Raw genomic sequence first — 18,848 nt, 5'->3', positions numbered from 1 at the left:
ACGCGCTCGGCAGGCGTCGACGCAGGGGCGGGACGGGAAAGGGTCCTTGACGAACGCTGTGTGTCGTTCTTGGGCGGAGGGTCGGAGCGTGTCTGCGGGGCCAGCGGTGGATGGGGCGGTGGTGCCGAGAGTGGTCCCATGCTTCCACGGTTCCGTCGCGCGGAGTCCCCGATGCGCATTTCTTCCTGGATGCCTTCAATTTGGTGTTTCATGTATTTTACGTTAATTATCGGCGACGCCTGAGAACTGGTTCTGGATCACTTCCGTGCAGCGCTGATGGACGGTCGCGGGCTCGTCCCGGTCGCAGTCCGGTGACCCGGCCTGCGCATGCCTTGGCGAACCGCACCGCGCCCGCACGTGAGTCCCGGTCGGCCAGTGCGCAGGGGCCGGACGGTAGGGTGAGAGCCGTTCTGTAGCGGATTCTGCGGCGCCGCAGTGCAGGTAGGGAGGGTCGGCGTGGCTCTGGAGCCGAGCGTGCTCGAAAACCGGTTCACGGACCTGGCTCTCGCGTCAGCCAATTTCGGGTTCCTGCTTCCCTACGAGCCTCTTCTTGTTCTTCACGGCGCATCGTGTGAGGCCCGCGCGGCTACTGCTCCCGCTGATGCGCTGGCGGCGGCACGCCAGTTCGGTGAGGTTCTCGCCGCTGAGGTCGGCCACCGGACCGGGGTGCGCCTGCCCGCGGGTGATCAGCCGGCCCGTCTGGACCTCCTGTCCCGTGCCGGGGTGCTCGTGCCGCAGGTCCTGGACGCGTTCAACGACCTTCACCGCTTCGACGGCAGCACACGCGAGGGGCGGGAGGCGGCGGCGCATCTGGTCGAGCGCTGCTTCATGCTGGCCTCCTGGTTCTTCCGTGCCCTGACCGGCGACGCTGAGTCGATGAACTTCGTCCATGCCGCCGCGTCCGATCTGAGTGTTCTGGCGCAGCGGGTCGCTGCGCTGGAAGAGGACCTGCCCCGCCTGCGCCGCGAATTCGACCTGCGCGTCTCACCGGTGACCCTGGCGGTCGCCGAACGTGAACAGCTGATCGTCAGCGCGCGCGATGCCGCCTATGAGCCGCTGCGCGAATCCGACATTGCCGCAGAAGTGCAGCGCAGGCTCGCCAAGGCGGGATGGGACGTGCTGGGCGCTGGTGAGGAGACTCAGCTCAACCGCTCCCTGGGCTGCGTCCTGGTGGAGCCCCGCCTGGCTGGAGGACGGCGCGCCGACATGCTGCTGACGGTCGGCGGACAGGTGGTCGGGATCGTCGAGTGCAAGCGGGACGGCGCCGATCTCACCAACGCCATGGAGCAGGCGGGTGCACTGGCCGAGGCCACGGCGGGCTCCTTGCCGTGGCCCCTGTGGCGCTCGCCGCTGCCGTACCGGTATGTGAGTGATGGCCGGCGTCTGCTGTTCTGCGACGCCAATGACCCCGAACCCCACGCTCGCCTCGTCAGCGGCTTCCACCAGCCCTGCACGCTGGCCCGCTGGCAGCGCGAGGCGGAGGCGGACAGCGCGGCGCCGACCTACCGGGCCCGACAGGCTGCCTATCTGCCCCGGCAGGACAAGGGATTCGACCAGCTCCGCGTTGCCCAGCACGGGGCGGTGCGGGCCATCGAGCAGGCCCTTGCGGCCGGTCAGCGGCGCGCGCTGGTGCACATGGCCGCCGGCTCCGGGCGGAGTTTCACCGGGGTGTTCACCGCCTACCGGCAGCTCCGCTACGCGCGCGCGGACCGCGTCCTGTTCGTCGCCGACCGAAAGCTGGCAGTACGGCAACTGATCGCTCAACTGCGCCAGTTCGGCATGCCGGACGGAGGGCGCCGTCTCGATGACGTGTACCACGTGCAGGAGCTGACCGCGGACGGTCTGGCAGCGTCGGCTTCCGTGGCCGTGGCCACGGTGCAGCGGCTGTCGGCCATGCTCGCCGGCACGCCGGCACTTGAGGACGGATCCGACCGCGTGTCGGCGTACGAGACCGCCGAACGGCAGGCGCATCCCGATGCCACACCCCTGGAAGTGGCCTACTGCGAGGCACTGCCGCCCGACGCCTTCGATCTCGTCATCGTCGACGACTGCCACCGCGCGCTCTACGGGCAGCGGCGTGCCCTTCTTGAATACTTCGACGCTCCCATTGTCGGCTTCAGCGCGACGCCGACTGCTACCGCTCTCGGATTTTTCAAGGGCAACCTGGTTGACTCCTACACTTACGAACAGGCCGTCGCCGACGGCGTCGCGGTGGACTACTCCGTCTACGAGATCCGGGTCGCCGACGACCGGCAGCCGGCGTTCGCCACCCCCGTCGACGCTGTCGGTGTGAAAGCCCACAGCTCGCGCCGCGCCCGCTACGAGGACCTGGACGAGGAGCTGGCCTCCACCGCAGGGCAGGGCCCGGCGCGGGCTGTCTCCTCCGAGCACCTGGCCGCGGTGGTGACGGCTTTCCGCGACGCGCTGCCGACCCTGTTCCCCGACCGGACACAGCAGAGCGGCGCGCTCGGCGTCGTCCCCAAGACCGTTGTGCTGGCGCAGGACGGACCGCATGCGGACGAGGTCGTGGAACGTATCCGCGACATGTTCGGTGCCGGGGACGTCTTCTGCCGGCGGATCACACACCGCGACGCTCATGCGGCGCACCTGCTGCGGGAGTTCCGCACGACACCGCAGTTCCGGATCGCGGTCGTGACGGATCCGATCTCCGGGTTCAGTGACATGCGGGCGATCGAGTGCCTGCTGATCCTGCGCGAGGTACGCTCCGCCGCCTACTACGAGCAGCTGCTGGCCATGGGAACTCAGACCATCGCGTCCGCGGAGCTGCGCGCCGTCACCCCGGGGGCGGTTGCCAAGACGCAGCTTGTGGTCGTCGACGCGGTGGGCGCTTCGCGTCACCTCCAGCCGCTGGTGAATGTGACGGATGCATCCGGGCAGGCGGGGCGGGCCGCCTTGGAGCGCCTGCTGAGCCGTGCCGCTGACGGGCTGGTGACGTCGCAGGAGACGGCCGAACTCGCCATCAGGCTCGCCCGGCTCATCCCCGTGCTCAGTGACGGCGACGGCGCCGAGATCCGGAAGCTGGCGGGCCGGCCTCTGCAGGAGCTGGTGACCCGTCTCCTCGACTCCGTCGACTCGGATCACCTGGCACCACTGCGCCGGGCGGGAGGCAAGAGTGCCGTCGAGGACGAGCGGCGGGCGGCCCTCTTCCCGCTCGCTGAGAACCCCGAACTCCAAGAGATGCTCCTTGGCCTGTACGACCGGCCGGCCCCTTTGCGGGTGACGGCATCGAGCCGGCGTCGCCGCCAAGAGGCGACGGTGCGCGGGCGCCTGGCCGAGTTTATTGAGCGGGCCGGACCCTTCACCCCGGCCCAGTTGTGGTGGATCGAGAAGATCGCGGACGTGGTGGCCGCCGAGACCCGCTTCGCCCCGGCGTATCTGGACGGCGTCCCCTTCTCGGCGCGCGGCGGCACGGACGGCTTCCTTGACGCCTTCGGGCCCGACGCCGCGATCGACCTCCTGGACGAACTGCGCAGGGCCCTGGCGTGATGAACGAGGTGCCTGCCGGCTGGAGGGTCGTCCGGCTGGCCGACGTGCTGAGCGAACCGCTGGTCAACGGCCGGTCCCCGCGCCCCGGCGAGGGCGGACTGCCCGTACTGCGCATGACGGCGCTTCGGCCGGCGACTGTGGACTTCACCCAGTCCAAGAGCAGCGACCGCAGTGACAACGGCCGCGCGATACTGATTGCCGAACACGGGGATGTGCTGGTCGGCCGGGTCAACGGCTCACACTCCCTGGTCGGCGAGGGCGCCCTGGTGGACGGCCCCCCGACCCCGACGGCCATCCCCGACACCATGATCCGAGTCCGCGTACGCCCGGATGACCTTGATCCGCGCTACCTCGCACACCTGTGGAAGTCGCCGGTCATGCGGCGTCAGATCCAGGCACGTGCCCGCCAGGGCGGCGCAGCGATCTGGCGGATCAACCAGCGTGATCTGGCCGACGTCCTGCTGCCGCTGCCCCCTGTGGTGGAACAGCGCCGGATCGTCGGCCTGTTGGAGGACCACCTCGCCCGCATTGACGCCACCACGATCCGCACCAACAACGCCCTCGACCAGGCCGACGTGCTGGGCCGTACCCTGACCGCGCGGGCAGGGCGCGGCGCGCTCGCCGAAACCGCTCGGGTTCCCGCGAGCCTGCCCCGGGTCGCGGGTGCCGGTGACGGGACACTGCCCCACCTGCCCGCACACTGGCGATGGACCCGCCTTGACGATGTCGCCGAGGTCACCCGCGGCATCACCCCGCCCGGCAAGCAGGAGTGGAATCCCGCCGATGTGGACGTCTCCTGCCTGCGGGTCGCCAACGTGCAGCGCGGCCGCCTGGACCTGGACGACGTCCGCACAGTCCGGATGCCCCCACCACGGGCCCAGGCAGCTCGGCTGCGGGCGGGCGATGTGCTGCTGACCGGCGGCGGATCGATCGACAGCCTGGGCCGCGGCTGGATCTGGGAGGAGCAGCTGCCCCGCTGCGTCCACAACAGCCACCTCTTCCGTGTCCGGATCACCGCCCGTCAGCTCCACCCCGTCCTGCTGGCCTGGCACGCCAACGGCTTCGGCCGCCAGTGGTGCAAACTCAATGCCAACCAGAGCGTGGGGCTGACGTCCATCAGCCTGACCAGGATTCGGCTCATGCCGGTGCCCGTCGCTCCCGTAGACGAGCAGCACCATCTGGTCGCGGTGGTCCAGGCGCACACCACGGCCCTGAACGCGGCCTCCGAGGCCGCCGGACGCGCTCTCGTGGTGGCCGGACGGCTGCGGCGTAACCTCCTGGAACGCGCCTTCACCGGTCACCTGTCCCCTCCGCTTTCTCCGTCCGGGCAACAGGAGTCTGCGCTGTGAACCCCACCGTCTCCTCCCGCCCCGGATACGACCAGGCCCTGGTGGACCGGCTGTGGAACTTCGGCAACGTGCTGCGCGACAACGGCACCTCGGGCCTGGAGTACATCGAGCAGCTCTCCAGCCTGATCGTCCTCAAGCGCGCCCACGAACAACGCCAACGCCCCCTCAACGGGCAGGACGTACTCGGTTTCGACGCCTGGGCGCAGCTCACCTCGACCGAGCGCGACCACCTGATCCCGGTCTACGAGCAGATCCTGGACCTGCTCGCCGCCCGGCCCGGAACGCTCGGGCTGCTCTTCCGGCGGGCACAAAACCGCATCCCGGAGCCTGCCCTCCTGCACCGCTTGATCGTCGACGTGGTGGACCGCTACCAGTGGTCCGCAGGCGACATCGGTGCCGTCTTCGAGGCGCTGCTGGCCCGCATGAGCACGGACACGAAGACCGGTGCCGGCCAGTACTTCACCCCTCGGCCGCTGATCGAGGCGATCGTGCAGTGCGTCCAGCCCGGCATCGACGACACCGTCGCCGACCCGGCCTGCGGCACCGGCGGTTTCCTGATCAAAGCCTTCGACTACCTGGTCGACCACTTTCCTTCAGGTGCCACCGCGGCCCAGCGCAAGCGGCTCGACCAGGGCGCCTTCTTCGGCACCGAACTCGTCGACGCCACCGCGAGGCTGGCCACGACGAACCTGGTTCTGCACGGCGTCACCCGGGCCGACGAGGCCCGCCCGTGCATCACCGTCGGGGACGCGCTGGCCCGCCCGCCGGTGCGGCGGGCGACGCTGGTGCTCACCAGCCCTCCGTTCGGCCGCCGCTCCACCAGCGAGGAGCCCTACCGGGAGGACTTCTGGACTCTTACCACCAGCCGGCAGCTCAACTTCCTCCAGCACATCCACAGCCTGCTGGAGACCGACGGCCGCGCGGCCGTCGTGGTGCCCGACAGTGTGCTGTTCGAAGGCGGGCCGGGTGAGCTGATCCGGCGGCGCCTGCTGTCCGCGTGTGACGTGCACACCCTGCTGCGGCTTCCCACGGGCATCTTCTACGCCGGCGGCCTCAAGGCCAGCGTCCTGTTCTTCGACAAGCCCGACCCGCGCCCCGACGGCAGCCCGTCCACGACACGGCTGTGGGTGTACGACCTGCGCTCCCCGCACACGGCGACGGCCAAGCCCATCGCGCCGGCCAGCCCCGACTACGGCGACTTCGTGTCCGCCTACCGGCCCGGCCGGCCCCGCAGCGAACGAGTCGAGACACCCCGCTTCCGGTCCTTCGCGGTCCAGGAGCTGCTCGCCCGCAGCGGTGTCAACCTGGACCTTCAGGTCGCCGAACCCCCGCCCGGGCCCTTCACGCTGGAAGAGCCCGAGGCCGACCTGCACCGCATGGCCCAGGAGATCACCGCTGAACTGGGCGCCGCCCTGGCCGAGTTCGCCTCCCTGACCGAAGCGCTGCGCCCCTACGGTGTGCACGCCGACAGCCCAGATGGTGAGGCGGAGCGGTGATGGCGACCAGGGGCGCCACGACCGGGGGGATGCCGTGCGGCTGCTGCGACTGAGCCTTCCCTCCTACCGGGGCCTGCACCACTTCGAGCTGGATCTCACGGGCGCCCTCGACGGCGGCCATGCCATCGCCACCCTGATCGGCCCCAACGGCGGCGGCAAGTCGCGGGCCCTGCACGCGCTCGCCGAGATCTTCGGCGCCCTGCACCGGCCCGGGCGCCGTGCGGCCTTCGCCTTCGAGCTCGACTACGAGGTCCACGACAGGACGGTCCGGGTCGTTCAGACCTCCCCCGACACCTCTCCCGAGCTGACCGTGAGCACCTCAATGGACCGGCCGGTCCGTGTGGCCCGCGCGGTGTGGGCGCAGCATCTGCCCGATCACGTCTTCGGCTACCAGGCGCATGCCCAGGCCCCCTGGACCAGCGAGTTCGAGCAGCACCGCCGCTTCGCCGCCCGTCGCATCGGCCAATGGCGGCGGCAGTGGATGAAGGACTTCGACCAGTGGCGCGCACACCACACACCGGACGAGGGAGAGCTGTGGACCGAGCAGCTCACCCTGCCCATCAACTGCCCCCTGTACACGCCGGTGTTCCTGTGCAGGCCCGCGCACCTGCCGCTACTGCTCCTAGCACAGACCACCCACTGGTCCGACTCGTTCGGCACCTACCTGCGCCGCCACTCCTACCTGCAGCGGGTGGCCTCCGCGGTCCTGCGGATCCGCGCGCCACGCGCCGCACGCGCCCCGCACCTGGCCGCCCTCCCGTACTGGGGCCTGGGCGGACCCGCCCGCACCCTGTTCGCGGCCGCCGCCGAATCGGGGCGGTTCGGTCTCATCCCCGACGCCGACCCGGTGGACGGAGCCGGCAGCCCCGCCGACGGGTTCCAGATCGACCTGGGCACCGCGGAGGACGTCCGAGCCTTCCGTAACCTCTTCGACAGCGACCTGTCGATGTTCGGCCTGCTCGCCACCTTGCTGGATGCCGGCTACCTCACCGTCGACGTCCGCCTGGACAAACCCGGCGCACTCACCGTCGGCCTGGACGACCTGAGCTCCGGGGAGCAGCAACTCCTCACTATTTTGGGCCTGCTGAGACTCCAGCGGGCGCACGAGTCGCTGTTCCTGCTGGACGAACCCGACTCCCACTTCCACCCCGAGTGGAGCCGGCGCTGGTACTCCTCAGTGCGCAGCGTGCTGGGACCGCATCAGCACTCGCAGTTCCTCACCGCCACCCACGAACCGCTCCTGGTGGCCAACATGACCCGCGAGCAGATCCGCGTCGTCACCACCGACGTGGAGGGCCAGGCCACCGCGGTGACACCCCGGGCCAACCCGCGCGGACAAGGCGCCGGCGGCCTGCTGACCACCGACCTGTTCGACCTGCCCACCCAACTCGACGAGCACACCCAGGAACTGATCGACCGCCAGTACGCGCTGCTCCCCGAGGCGGCCGGCGACCCGGTCAAACAGGCCGCACTGCGCGACGTCACCGCCCAACTGGAGACCATGGACTTTCCCCACTCCGACCGTGATCCGCTCGTAGCGGCCTTCCTCGCCGAGCTCCACCGCAGACGCCTCGCGCTCCTCGAGGCCGCCCACGGCCCCAACCCGCCCTCGCCCGAACGACTGCAGGCCCTGGTCGCCGAGCTGTTCCACGAGCGCTTCTCGTCGGTGATCTGACGCCGATGAGACACGTGAACATGCAAGGGCTCACTGCCCCGCCGGCCTGGGCAACCAAGGCCAAACGCACCCTCGATGCGGTCAGGGCCGCCGTCGCCGCCGGCACCGAGCGGGAATTCAATTCGCACTGGACCGAGGACGCCGTACGCGACCTGCTCCTCGAACTCGTCGGCGTCAAGTGCTGGTACTGCGAGTCCCTCATCGTGCGCACGGACATCACCGTCGACCACTACCGGCCGAAATCCGAAGTACTCGACGTGCCCGGCCACCCGGGATACTGGTGGCTGGCCTACGAGGTGTCGAACTACCGCATCGCCTGCAAGCACTGCAACAGCGGCGGAGCCCGCTACAACGGTGTCCGGGAAGGCCGCGCCAAGGGCAGCCAGTTCCCCCTCATAGGCGGAACCCGCGCCCGCACATCCCTCGACGACCTGAACCGCGAACAGCCGCTGCTCCTGGACCCGGCCCACCACAGCGACCCCAACCTGCTCGGCTTCGACTCCGGCGGCTACGCCCGGCGCAGCAACACCCCCTACTCGCAGGCCGAAACGAAACACGGCCTGTGTCGCGCCGACGAAACCATACGGATCCTCGCGCTCAACGACTCCCACCTCGTCCCGCTCCGCGCCCGGCTCATGGAGGAGGTCGGCGTACTCGCCCGCCACGGGGACCTGACCGACATCCAGCAGCTGGTCGACGACAAGGTGGGACCTGAGGCGCCGTACAGTGCGGCAGCCGCCATGGCCCTGGCCCTGCACCGCGCCTGCAACCGGCCCGCCGCCGCGCCCACCACAGCCGCAACGACGCCCACACCCGCCGTCGACCCGACACGCTCCCGAGTCGACCTGCAAGACCTGCTGGAACATCTGGACCCCGACGCCCTGAAGACCGGCATCACCCTCACCGGCCAGCACGAGAAGAAAGTCCACCAGGCAGTCCTGAACCACGAGGGCCACATCAACGTCCTGGGCCGCCCCTGGCGCACCCCCACCACCGCAGCCAGAGCCGCGACCGGCAGCAACAAGATCGACGGCTGGGACTTCTGGCATCTGACCATCACCGGCGTGGAGCAGACCCTCGCCGAATTCCGCGCCACGCACTTCCCGCCACCCTCGTAGCCATCCACAGGGCACGGGTGCGGGCTCGAGTGTTGGCGCTCACCTCCGTGCCACCAGCAGTTTCTGTTCGGGGATGCGACATTCTCGTACGGCGCCGGACGCACCTCGGCGCAACGAGACACAGCCGGTCAGGTCACCGAGGACTGTTCGGCGCGGCCCTCACGGACTCCGGCTCCTGGGGACTGCCCGTCGCCGGGGTCGTCGTCACGACCGACGGCGTCCTGCTGGGACGGGGAAGAGCCGTCGAGGAGAGCTTGGAGCAGTAGGCCGTGGTGGAAGACGTATACGGGGCCGACCTGGCGCAGCACACCACGGCATGCTGCGTCATCGAGGAAGTCGACCACCGGCCAGGGCAGCCGGCCGGTCAGAGCGAAGTACGGTCGCGTCACGAAGCAGAACTTGCCGTAGGCGGTCGACAGGACAGCCGTTGACATACGCACCGGGGCGGCGAAGGCGACAACCATCAGTGCCCACGGTGTGTAGTGGAAGGCTGCCACGGCAACCCCGCCGAGACCGAGTGCGGTCGAGACGAGCGCGATGGCCGAGGCCAGAAGCAGGCTGTGTCGTGCTGCCGCAAGTGTCGCCGACGTGCTCGGTACTGCGTCGAGTTCGAGCGGGGCTTCGAGGAACTGCCGCAGCATGTAGGTGCTGGCGATGGCCAAGCCAAGCCCCCATGAGATTGCTATGGCCAGCACCAGCACGTCTCGTTGCCCCGTGGCAGTCGCGGTGGCCTTCACGAAAACCAGGGATGACTTGGCGATGAGCAAGACCAGTACGGACTCCATGAGGACCTTCAGGGTCCGGCCGCGGAACCGCAGGCGGACGTACACCGGCGCGGGCAGGGTTTCATCCCGGAGAGCCTGGACTGCGCAGATCGCAGCACCCGCGGCGACAACGGGGACGCTCACGAGCAGAATGTTTGTGCCGGAGCCGCCGGTCCAGGAGTACGCGCCCTGCGCGAGTGCCGCCGCGACCAGGCCTGTGATCAGGTAGAACGTGCCGATGGCCAGCGCGCGGAAACCGCGCGGGACGGTGGCGTACAGCCGCCACCAGGCGAGTGTGCCGCCCGACCGGTCGTCTGCGGCAATCTTGGCGAGAGCCTGGACGTACCGGCGTGTCGTCTCGAGATCTTCCTCATCCCTGGCGTGCCACTCCCGTGAGCTGCGGCGCCGCTGCTTCTGCGTCTCGCGTAGCGTCTTGGAGTAGACGGTGGGAACGAACTCGTTGAGGAGATGGTGCTTCACCGTGGCACTGCTGCCGTCAGCAGCGACCTTCAGCAGTTCGGAGGGGTTGGAGCGGTGGACATCGCGTGCGAGCGTGATCATGAGGGGGGTGCGCAGAGCCTCAAGGACAGCGGTCGCGGCCGGATTTTCGCTATCGGACGGCCCGACGACGGGCGTCCAGTCGGCGGTACTTGATTGCGGCAAGTACCGTGCGAGCTCGCGGTCGTCGACTTCACTGAGGGTGATTTCGGTGGTGCCGGGCACCGGCCCGACATCCTCCACGGCTGCGGTGTAGGCCTCGGGCGTGCTCGTCATGATCACGGGCCCGTCGCTGGGTAACTGCTTGAAGACAGCGGTCCGTAACTTCAGGGGCAGTTCGTCGAGTCCGTCGAGGACCGGCAGGATCCGATCGTGAATCACCAGCTCATGGGCCAGAGTGATGCCCCCATTCCTCCGGTTTCGCAGTGACGGGTATCGCTCGGCGAGTGCGTCGGTCAGCCACTGGCGCCAGCCGGAGGTCGATTCTGTCCAGGTGCGCAGCGTGAACACCACGGGAACCGGGGCGCCGGCCCTGCGGTTCTCGATCAGCTTCTGCGCCAGGCGCAGCGTCAGGGCGGATTTTCCGCTGCCGGGCTCGCCGAGGATGACGAGCCGTCCGGCTGGCGTACGGCGGTACATCCCAAGGATGTCGTCCTGGGGCGCATCCTGAGCGCACACGGGGAGAGGGTACGGGCGATTTACCTGCAGCCTGTCCAGTTCATCGCGCAGTTCGGCTCGGACGAGCTCGACCCAGTCCGTGATGGCCTGGTCCAGCGGATCCGTCTCGGTTCCGGTGGATGCTGATTCCCGCGTTTGATCGGAATGGGCCCTGGCGCGAGGGGGCTGGGCCTCGTCCAGTAAGGTCGCCCACCTGCCTCTGCCGAATTCTTCCCCGGACCACTTGCACCACAGCCTGACCACGGCCAATAGCTGGGCTTCGCTGTGGGGGGCAGGTGTCGTCGCCGTGGGCCAGTCATCCGCGAGCCATTTGTTGAGGAGGTTGCCTAACGTCTTGACGTTGCCCCCGGCCTCCTTGACGGCTTTCGCGGCGACGTCGCGGCGCGAGTACCGCTCCCCGCTCGCGTTCTGCGCAGTCTTGGCCCTCATCTCCAGCGCGCGCAGCGCGTCGTACAGCGCACGGGCCTTGGCCGACTTCTCCATCCACCCCCCTGTTTCCCGGTGCCCGCTGTGCCCGGCTGCCCGCTGCGGGCACGGCGAGCACGGCCAATGACCAGGAGGATAGGGAGAGTTTGCCCGCCCTGCCCGTCCTTTCGGACAACTCCTCCTCCTACCCGGCACGGTCGTGGTGCCCGGCCGCTGGGGCCGGACGGACACCCAGGAGGGGAACCATGGACAAGCCCATACCCATCACCCGCCGGCTCGCCCGCGCCGCGCTCGTCAGCCTCGTTAACGGGGCTGCCTGGGCCGCGGGTTCGCAATGTGTGGCGTGCCTGGTGTGGTGGGTGCAGCACCGGTAGCCGCCCCAGGGGCGGACGGGCCCGGATCCACTCCGGGCCCGTCCCCGAGCCCGCTACTTTCATGCACATGGGTCTTGCCGCGCAGTATTTCGACGAACGTGACTCCAACCGCCGCCTGAGCATCACCTCCGCCGAGACGCTGTGGGAATGGGCGAAGGCCGGCGGCGCTGACCGACTGGCCTCGCACGAGTGGCCGCTGACGCCGGGCGAGGACGTCTTCTTCCGCGGGCAGCCCAGTACCGACTACGGCCTGTCCTCCAGCCTGTACCGGGTCTGCCGCGCCCGCCCCGCCGCACCGGAAGCAGGTATTCCCAACGAGGTCGACGAGCACGTGATGGCGGGGACGGAACGCGCGGTCATCGACGCCATGCGGCGCGAGGGCATCGGACGGCGCATGACGGACGGGCAACTCCTTGCCGTCCTGCAGCACCACGGCATCCCCACCCGGCTCATCGACGTCTCCGAGTCCCCGCTGGAGGCGCTGTTCTTCGCGGTCGACCAGCAGCACGGCGTTGACGGACGCCTGTTCATGCTCCACCTGCACCGCGATGCCGCACAGCGGGTCGACACGATCGACTTCTCCCAGCAGACGCTGGAGTGGGCGGATGCCACGCATGGACGGCGTCGCGCCAAGGGGGAGTGGACGCAGCAGGTCGCCGTGGTCGACCAGGCCCCGCTCGATCCCCGGATGCAGGCGCAGCGCGGACGTTTTCTCATCGGAGGCCTCAACCGGCGCTACGGCGGGCGGTCCTACCGGATCGACGGACTCAACGTTCCGGGAGATCAGTACCCCGACATCTCGACCCTGGGCGTCAACTTCCTCAACAGCGTCAAGGGGAAGCCGAACATGAACTGGTCCGCGACGGGCTGGACGCTGCGGGTCAGCTCCGCGTGGAAGCCCGAACTCCTGGAGCGCCTGGCCGGGGAGGGGATCGACCAAGACTCCATGTACCCGCCGCTCGGCGAGGTCCGCCGGCTCGGGCTGCAAGTGGCCCGTGACGCGGCAAAAAGTCTCACCGAGGCAACCACGTCCTGACCCGGCAGCCGGAGCCGGCCGGTCCGCTCGGCGCACGTGGTCGGGGTGCCGGTCGGCGCGGGTACGGTGGGCGAGTGAGTGACACCCGCTCCGGGTCCGAGAAGGCCGGGGCTTTCCAGACGACCGTGTGTGCGGTGGGGCCCGAGCTGACCGAGGCTCTGCGGGCGCAGGGGCCCGCTGGGGAGCGGGCGTTGGACCTGCTCCTGGACACGGCCTTGATCCTGAATCACCCCGAGCGCCCGCGCCGCCCCTACGAAGTGGCGCAGTCATGCGTGCGTGGCGCGCTGGACAGCGTCCTGAACAACATGGCGGGCGAGGACTTTCCCGGGCCGAAGCGTGCCCGGCAGGCGGCGGTCGAGGCCGCAGGGACGGTGGCCGATTCCTGGGGACGTCACCGGCCTCCTGCCCCACTGGTCTCACAGGCCGCCCGGCCAGCGCGGCGCGTCGGCGAGATGAAGCCGGGCGAGATCATCGTGGAGCCAGGCATACGCGTAGTCGATCGCCGGGGTGTCCCCGTACAGCTCCGGCTCGGACACCGCAGGCTCGGTGTACGGGCGCGCCCAGCACGACACCGGCCCAGCCTGTCCCGCCCGGCCGCGCCTGCTCGCGGACACCGCGGGACGATCGTCGCCCTGGACCAGGGCCACGTCGACCAAGGGCGCGTCGGGTGTGGCGCGTTCGCGCAGGTTCAGTAGCAGTGCGGGGGACTCGTCCGGGTCGGCGGGCACGTGGAGAGCTCCGGTGATCTGTGCCGCAGAGGCGGTCAGGCCCAGGGCGTCGTGCAGCAAGGGGAACCAGGCCGTCACCAGGTCGCGGTAGATCTCGACCGCGGCGGTGAGGACCTGGCAGGCCAGGCGATGGAACTGCGGTGGCGAGTAGGCGTTCCAGATCCACTCACCGCCGCGGTCGGGCACCGGATAGGGGCGGTGCAGCATGCCGTCAGGGCCCACCGCGCTGCCGTGTTCCAGCGTCTCCTGGAGGTGGCGCAGTTCGGCGGGCGTAGTGACGAGCCGGCCATTGTGGCCGATACGAACTGCGGTGGAGCTTCTGTGGAGTCGGGCGCGGATGGCGGCGAGGGCGTCTTCCGCGGGCACCGGGGCATGATCGCGTTCCTGCCGGCCGAGCAGGGCTTTCGCGGTGAGGTAGAGGCGTTCGGCGGTGTGCGGACGGCAGTCGGGCAGCGGCAGATCCTTGTCCGTACACAGGTCGGTGAGGCGGTCGGCGACCAGGCCGAGAGCCCAGTGCCAGGGCCAGGCTTCGTGGTCGGCGGCCACGCGCCCGTACCAAAGTTGTACAGGCCTGATCCGGCGGTCGCTCTCAAGACACCGGTGCTCGAAGGGGATTTGCAACGCGGGGATGTCTGTTCCACTGCGGGGCAGCAGCTGGGCGCTCAGCTGGTCGTCGTCCCAGCGGGCGTCGACTGTCAGCGGACCGCCGCGGCGGTAGAGGAGGCCCGAGGCGGGTGCCAGCCGGTCTGTCCAGGTGTCCCAGGCCTGCTGCATGCGACGGACGGTCTCCACCCGAGCAAGTCGGGGGAGCGGCTGGTCTCCTGCATCAGCATCCACCAGGTCACGGTGTCCGGGAACGGCCTCGTGGACGGCCCATGCCGCCGCCCCCGGCCGGTGTGCCGCGATCTGCTGGATGAGACCGCTGCCCTGGTCCCAGCTGCTGTCGGCGACTGCCAGGGCAAGTCCACCCCGCCACACCGCCAGCTGGTCAGGATCCTCCAGGACCGTATCCGGGAACTCGCCGACGAGAACGGCCTGGCCGGCGAAGTACTGCTCCAGCACGGGCAGCGCGAACTCCACGGTCCGCCCCCGGATCACGACGAGACGGCTGGCACGGAGCGTATCGAGGCTCTCGGCATCGCCCAGCTGTGCGGCTGGCGCCCGCCCGCCCGCGGCAAGCGAGGCCGCGGCGAGCCGGGTCAGCAGGCGGCGGGCCTGCGGCTCGGGCGCACCGGAGAGCTGGACACCGCGTTCGGCCAGCGCCTGCAGGTACGCCACCGGCCGTGCGGGAAGACCACGGTTCTCACGCTGCAGCGCGGCGGCGATCACCGCGAACAGAGGGCGCCGCAGCGCCTGACCGGCCTCCGTGCTCACCCCTTCCAGCGCTCCCGCACGACCGCCCAGCCGCGCGATCAGGGCGTCGGCCGCCGCCGGCGACAGGGCAGGGCACACGTGCCGCTCGCCGGCAGGCACACCAGTGAGGCGGAAACCGCGGCGGACGGTGACGATGACCCGCCACGACGGGTGCAGTACAGCCAACGTCTGGGCCTGGGCCAACAGGTCCTCGCCCCGGGTTAGACCGGGCTCGTCCAGGCCGTCCAGCACGACTCGTACCGGGCGAAGAGCGGGATCACCCACCACCGACGCGGCCTCCTCCACTGCCTGCGGCAGATCCGCCAGGACCTGCCGGGCCGGAAGGAACACAGGGATCGCAGCCTGTGGATCCGTACGGGCCGCGGCGATGTCGGCGGCGTTCAGCCGCTCCACGCTCAGCGACTTCCCCGACCCGAGATCACCCTCGAGCACCGCGAACCCGGTCTCGGGAAGACTGCTCCACCACGCCCGAGGATCCCCCAGCGAGAGGTCGTCAGCGCAGTCGGCCGCATCCTGGGGCTCGGCGCCCGCTGCGATCCATCTGCTCACCATCCGCCGTCGGCCCGCTTCAGCCATCCGGTCCAGCACCGCCGCCCCGGGGAGAACGGTCTGCGGACGTTGCGGCTGAGTGCGGGGCGGCTGGGCCTCGTCCAGCAGAGTGCGCCAGCGGCTCTCATCGCATGGCTCTCCGGCCCACTCGCTCCACAGCCTGACCACGGCGATCAACTGCTCGCTGCTGCTGGGATCCGGCGTCTTCGCCTTGTCCCACCCCTCGCGCAGCCAATCCCCAAGGCGCCTGTCCAACGACGAACCACGACCGTCGGCCTGCTTTGCGACCTCACGCCGCGAATATCTGCAACCCTTGTGCTTTCGTGTCTCTTTGGCCCTTCCTTCAAGGGTCCGCAACGCGTCGTACAGTTCCCGGGCCTTGGGCGGCCTGCCCATCCACGCTCTCACTCTCTTCGTGCTGATGTTCCCGCCCGCCCGTTTCCGGTAACGGCGGTCAACTACAAGGACCAGAGCCTCCGGAAGAGGAGAGTAGAGGCATTTCCCCCGCGGTGCCGCACCCGCTGCTCATACCCGGCAGGGCTGCCTCCCCGAGCCACCGGGTGCGCCGACGCGAGGTTCGTTGAGCCTGCGGCAGGAACTTCGTCCGTACGCCGGCGCACCCCGTCGGCGACGTCGGCAACTGCCGCGAAGCGCGACCGGCAAGCCGTCGCACGGTTGCCCAGGCGCCGACCGGGAAGGAGTCGTCCGGCTCGTGTGCTGTCAGGCTGGACGGATGGACAGCGACAATGAGCAGCTGCTGCGCGGCCGAATCTACGGCACCGACCACCCCGGCCCGGAGCCGGGACGCAGCTACGCCGAACTCGTGGGCGGGCCGCTGGACGGACTGCTGCTCGACATCACCGGCTGGAAGCCGGAGGAGATCGACGACGGCGTCTCCCTCCCCACGGAGCTCGGGCAGTTCGGACCCGGCGGCCGGGCGCTGTACGACCCGCGCCCCGGCGCCCCGGCCCGCTGGGACTGGACAGGCGACAGCCCCTGACCACCTGCACTCGGTTGGGTGAAGACACCGCACCGACGGAACCCGCTCGGCTGGCCAGGCGTAGTGCCGTACATGAACCCGATCAACGAGACGCACGTGAGTGAGCCTGGCCTGGTCGTCGTCGACGTCGCGGCCGCCGACGATGAGACCGCGTTCGCCTTCCAGCAGCTGCTCGCCGACCGGTGGGCGACGTCGACAACGGAGCGCACGACGCACGACGTCGACCAGCCCGGCGTACGACTGCGCTGCTACCTGGACCTGCGCCAGCCCATGGCGCCAGCCGACGCGGTGCGGGAGGTCAGCGCAGCCGCACCACGGTGACGACCGCGTGCCGGGTCGTGCCCGCCACGACCTCCACCACCGCGTCGCCTCCGGCGGGCGTGTAGGAGTCGCCAGCCTTCGTGAACGCCCGTCAGGTCTGGGGGCAAGGCGCGGGGCGACGACGGAGGAGAGCGCTGTGGTCAGCAGCTGGGACAGCGCCACGCGGCCGTCGGGCAGCCGTACGGCGAGCGCCTTCGGGTGCCGGGCGGTGCCGGTGAAGCCGACCACGGTCGCGTCGATCGAAGACCCCCATGGAGCCTGGCGCGGGATCTTCGCTGTTCAACAACGCTGCGAGGCACGAGTCACGTGGTAGTCAGCTGCTGCTCGAACGATGGTCGGTTGCTACTGGTTCCGTCGCTGGAAAACCGCTGCCCGCATGCGACTGAGGCCCGCTATGTTCAGGCCGTATGAGCAAGCATCTCTCCCTGCGTGAGGCCGTGTTGGCGTGGCTCGAGTACGCGGGCGCCCTGTCTCCAACACCCCAGTCCATCGTGGTGCTGATGCTCCAGCCCCACTGGGAAGACGTGGAGAATGCGGTGGTAGCCGCAGCGCCTAGGGAAGAGCACCCCGACCTCTACGCCAAGGCCGACGGAGACTGGGTCCCGAACTCCCGAACGCTGTTGGAGGTGTCGGGACTGGCTGCGGCGGCACGTCTCATCGCCCAGGGCGTGCAGGTTTCCGTCTCCGAGGTCGCGGACAGTTTCGTCACCTTCTGCACTGGTCCGGCACCGGTCCCCGAGCGATGGCTGCTCCTCAACGCCGCCTTCCCACAGGGGACACGGATTCCGCTGGGTCAGCACACCCTGCAGACCTTCACTGCGGACGAACTCAATCAGACGATCCCGATGCCGGCGCTGAACGTCGTGCAGCGCCGGAGCCATGATCTCGACCTGATCAACGGCGCACCGTTTCTCCATGTTCCTGATCCCGGCCGCTCGGTTACGCGTCGTCCGACCTGGTTCGACTTCACAGGCCCGCGTGCGGAAGCCTAGCACTGGCAGGCACTTCTTCCCTTGATGCTGTGGGACAACGAACTTCTCCGGGTGGACGCGGTCTTCACCGTCGCGCGCGGACGCCTTTTCGATCTGAACCCCAGAGACGTGCCGACCACCATCAAGGTCTATGAAGGCCGCGACGGGAGAGGCGAGGAGGTAGAGGTCCGCGACACCGGCGAATTCCATGTTCCGGCCGCATGTCTTCCGGCCCTGACTGACTTCTGCACCGTGATCTCGGCGAAGATCGACGCGGTCATGGCAGGCGCGACTCACGAGCGGCGCATCCTCAAGCGGCGCGCCCGTCGACTCGAACGCGCAGCCCGGCACATCCTGACCGCTTACCAGCGCACCTACAACGATGACGGCGTCTGGGAGGTGGAGGCCGACGAACTGCACCTCGACTACGTCATCGCCCTGGAAGCCCTGCTGATCAGTCCCGACGAAGAACGCGTGGGCACCGCTGAAAATATTCGCTCCCGTGCGTCTGCACTGTTCCTCGGCCTTGACTACCAAACAGAGGTCAGGGCCATCGTCCAACGTGCCTACAGAGCCCGATCCACCTACGTGCATGGCGACGTGATCAAGGATCAGACAGAAGAGAAGAAGCTGAAAGAGCTGCGAACTCTCCGGCTCCTCACACTGCAGGTCATCCTGCGTTGGCTTGTCCTGACTCCTTCCGACACCGGGGATCTCTCGCACCTGCTCGATGCCGCCGTCCATGGCACAGACCGCGAAAACCGCATCGGCCAGTCCCTGCGTGCCTTCTTCACCACCACCCCGCCACGTAACCGGCCCGCCGACATCACCGCCACCTGACCCCTGGAGGAAGCCGCCCCTCGCAAGGGAAGGAGCCCCGGCAGCCCCGCTAGTACTCCAGCAGGATTTCGCTGTCTGACCTGGTCTTTCGCCGGGTGGCGGGAGTGTAGCGGGACTTCGGCCGTGCGGGGGCGGTCTCACGGA

13 protein-coding genes are annotated in these 18,848 nt (G+C 69.3%); 11 read left to right on the top strand and 2 right to left on the bottom strand.

Annotated features, from left to right (window positions below; all coding sequences use genetic code 11):
- Nucleotides 1-666 precede the first annotated feature (666 nt).
- The 5 genes from ACH45E_RS00065 to ACH45E_RS00045 are packed head-to-tail and all read left to right on the top strand — an operon-like array spanning nucleotide 667 to nucleotide 9,145.
- Nucleotides 667-3,507, top strand: a complete 2,841-nt coding sequence (locus ACH45E_RS00065) for a DEAD/DEAH box helicase family protein (protein WP_361455779.1) — start codon at nucleotides 667-669, stop codon at nucleotides 3,505-3,507.
- A complete protein-coding gene (locus ACH45E_RS00060; RefSeq protein ID WP_361455776.1) occupies nucleotides 3,507-4,856 on the top strand; it encodes a restriction endonuclease subunit S in 1,350 nt (449 codons plus the stop codon). Before ACH45E_RS00065 ends, ACH45E_RS00060 begins: the two co-directional genes overlap by 1 nt.
- The gene (locus ACH45E_RS00055; protein ID WP_361455773.1) at nucleotides 4,853-6,352 is read left to right on the top strand and encodes a class I SAM-dependent DNA methyltransferase; all 1,500 of its coding nucleotides are present in this window, start codon (nucleotides 4,853-4,855) and stop codon (nucleotides 6,350-6,352) included. The genes ACH45E_RS00060 and ACH45E_RS00055 overlap by 4 nt, the downstream gene beginning before the upstream one ends.
- A gap of 34 nt (nucleotides 6,353-6,386) precedes the next feature.
- Nucleotides 6,387-8,027: an AAA family ATPase gene (locus ACH45E_RS00050; protein WP_361455770.1), complete on the top strand. Its 1,641-nt coding sequence runs from the start codon at nucleotides 6,387-6,389 to the stop codon at nucleotides 8,025-8,027.
- Between the two features lie 20 nt (nucleotides 8,028-8,047).
- A complete protein-coding gene (locus ACH45E_RS00045) occupies nucleotides 8,048-9,145 on the top strand; it encodes an HNH endonuclease (RefSeq protein WP_361455767.1) in 1,098 nt (365 codons plus the stop codon).
- 128 nt (nucleotides 9,146-9,273) lie between these two features.
- Here ACH45E_RS00045 and ACH45E_RS00040 read toward each other — a convergent pair whose 3' ends face one another.
- Entirely contained in the window at nucleotides 9,274-11,568 is a 2,295-nt protein-coding gene (locus ACH45E_RS00040; RefSeq protein WP_361455764.1) for an NACHT domain-containing protein, read from the bottom strand.
- 188 nt (nucleotides 11,569-11,756) lie between these two features.
- Here ACH45E_RS00040 and ACH45E_RS00035 point away from each other — a divergent pair, with 188 nt between their 5' ends.
- Nucleotides 11,757-11,885, top strand: a complete 129-nt coding sequence (locus ACH45E_RS00035; protein WP_361455761.1) for a hypothetical protein — start codon at nucleotides 11,757-11,759, stop codon at nucleotides 11,883-11,885.
- Nucleotides 11,886-11,952: 67 nt separating this feature from the next.
- Complete coding sequence (locus ACH45E_RS00030) at nucleotides 11,953-12,921, top strand: FRG domain-containing protein (RefSeq protein WP_361455759.1); 969 nt, start codon at nucleotides 11,953-11,955, stop codon at nucleotides 12,919-12,921.
- Nucleotides 12,922-13,337: 416 nt separating this feature from the next.
- Here the strand turns inward: ACH45E_RS00030 and ACH45E_RS00025 are convergent, their stop codons facing one another.
- Nucleotides 13,338-15,827 carry a hypothetical protein gene (locus ACH45E_RS00025; protein WP_361455756.1) on the bottom strand — a complete coding sequence of 830 codons (2,490 nt, stop codon included), beginning with the start codon at nucleotides 15,825-15,827 and terminating at the stop codon, nucleotides 13,338-13,340.
- 478 nt (nucleotides 15,828-16,305) lie between these two features.
- Between ACH45E_RS00025 and ACH45E_RS00020 the strand changes: the two genes are divergently transcribed.
- The 4 genes from ACH45E_RS00020 to ACH45E_RS00005 all read left to right on the top strand — a co-directional run bounded on the left by ACH45E_RS00020 (nucleotide 16,306) and on the right by ACH45E_RS00005 (nucleotide 18,704).
- Nucleotides 16,306-16,572: a hypothetical protein gene (locus ACH45E_RS00020; protein WP_361455753.1), complete on the top strand. Its 267-nt coding sequence runs from the start codon at nucleotides 16,306-16,308 to the stop codon at nucleotides 16,570-16,572.
- A gap of 96 nt (nucleotides 16,573-16,668) precedes the next feature.
- Nucleotides 16,669-16,893, top strand: a complete 225-nt coding sequence (locus ACH45E_RS00015) for a DUF6207 family protein (protein ID WP_361455750.1) — start codon at nucleotides 16,669-16,671, stop codon at nucleotides 16,891-16,893.
- 407 nt (nucleotides 16,894-17,300) lie between these two features.
- Nucleotides 17,301-17,885: a hypothetical protein gene (locus tag ACH45E_RS00010; protein ID WP_361455747.1), complete on the top strand. Its 585-nt coding sequence runs from the start codon at nucleotides 17,301-17,303 to the stop codon at nucleotides 17,883-17,885.
- A gap of 24 nt (nucleotides 17,886-17,909) precedes the next feature.
- Nucleotides 17,910-18,704 carry a hypothetical protein gene (locus tag ACH45E_RS00005; protein WP_361455744.1) on the top strand — a complete coding sequence of 265 codons (795 nt, stop codon included), beginning with the start codon at nucleotides 17,910-17,912 and terminating at the stop codon, nucleotides 18,702-18,704.
- The last annotated feature ends 144 nt before the right edge of the window (nucleotides 18,705-18,848 follow it).

The organism is Streptomyces sp. NPDC020299, assembly GCF_044387825.1.
GTDB lineage: Bacteria > Actinomycetota > Actinomycetes > Streptomycetales > Streptomycetaceae > Streptomyces.
The sequence above is the reverse complement of the archived record's forward strand: the minus strand, read 5'-3'. Positions and strand labels throughout refer to the sequence as shown.

Bases quoted from the DNA above. Each gene is read 5' to 3' on its own strand.
- ACH45E_RS00060 (WP_361455776.1), top strand. From the start codon at position 3,507: ATGAACGAGGTGCCTGCCGGCTGGAGGGTCGTCCGGCTGGCCGACGTG.
- ACH45E_RS00045 (WP_361455767.1), top strand. From the start codon at position 8,048: ATGCAAGGGCTCACTGCCCCGCCGGCCTGGGCAACCAAGGCCAAACGC.
- ACH45E_RS00040 (WP_361455764.1), bottom strand. From the start codon at position 11,568: ATGGAGAAGTCGGCCAAGGCCCGTGCGCTGTACGACGCGCTGCGCGCG.
- ACH45E_RS00035 (WP_361455761.1), top strand. From the start codon at position 11,757: ATGGACAAGCCCATACCCATCACCCGCCGGCTCGCCCGCGCCGCGCTC.
- ACH45E_RS00030 (WP_361455759.1), top strand. From the start codon at position 11,953: ATGGGTCTTGCCGCGCAGTATTTCGACGAACGTGACTCCAACCGCCGC.
- ACH45E_RS00020 (WP_361455753.1), top strand. From the start codon at position 16,306: ATGGACAGCGACAATGAGCAGCTGCTGCGCGGCCGAATCTACGGCACC.
- ACH45E_RS00010 (WP_361455747.1), top strand. From the start codon at position 17,301: ATGAGCAAGCATCTCTCCCTGCGTGAGGCCGTGTTGGCGTGGCTCGAG.
- ACH45E_RS00005 (WP_361455744.1), top strand. From the start codon at position 17,910: ATGCTGTGGGACAACGAACTTCTCCGGGTGGACGCGGTCTTCACCGTC.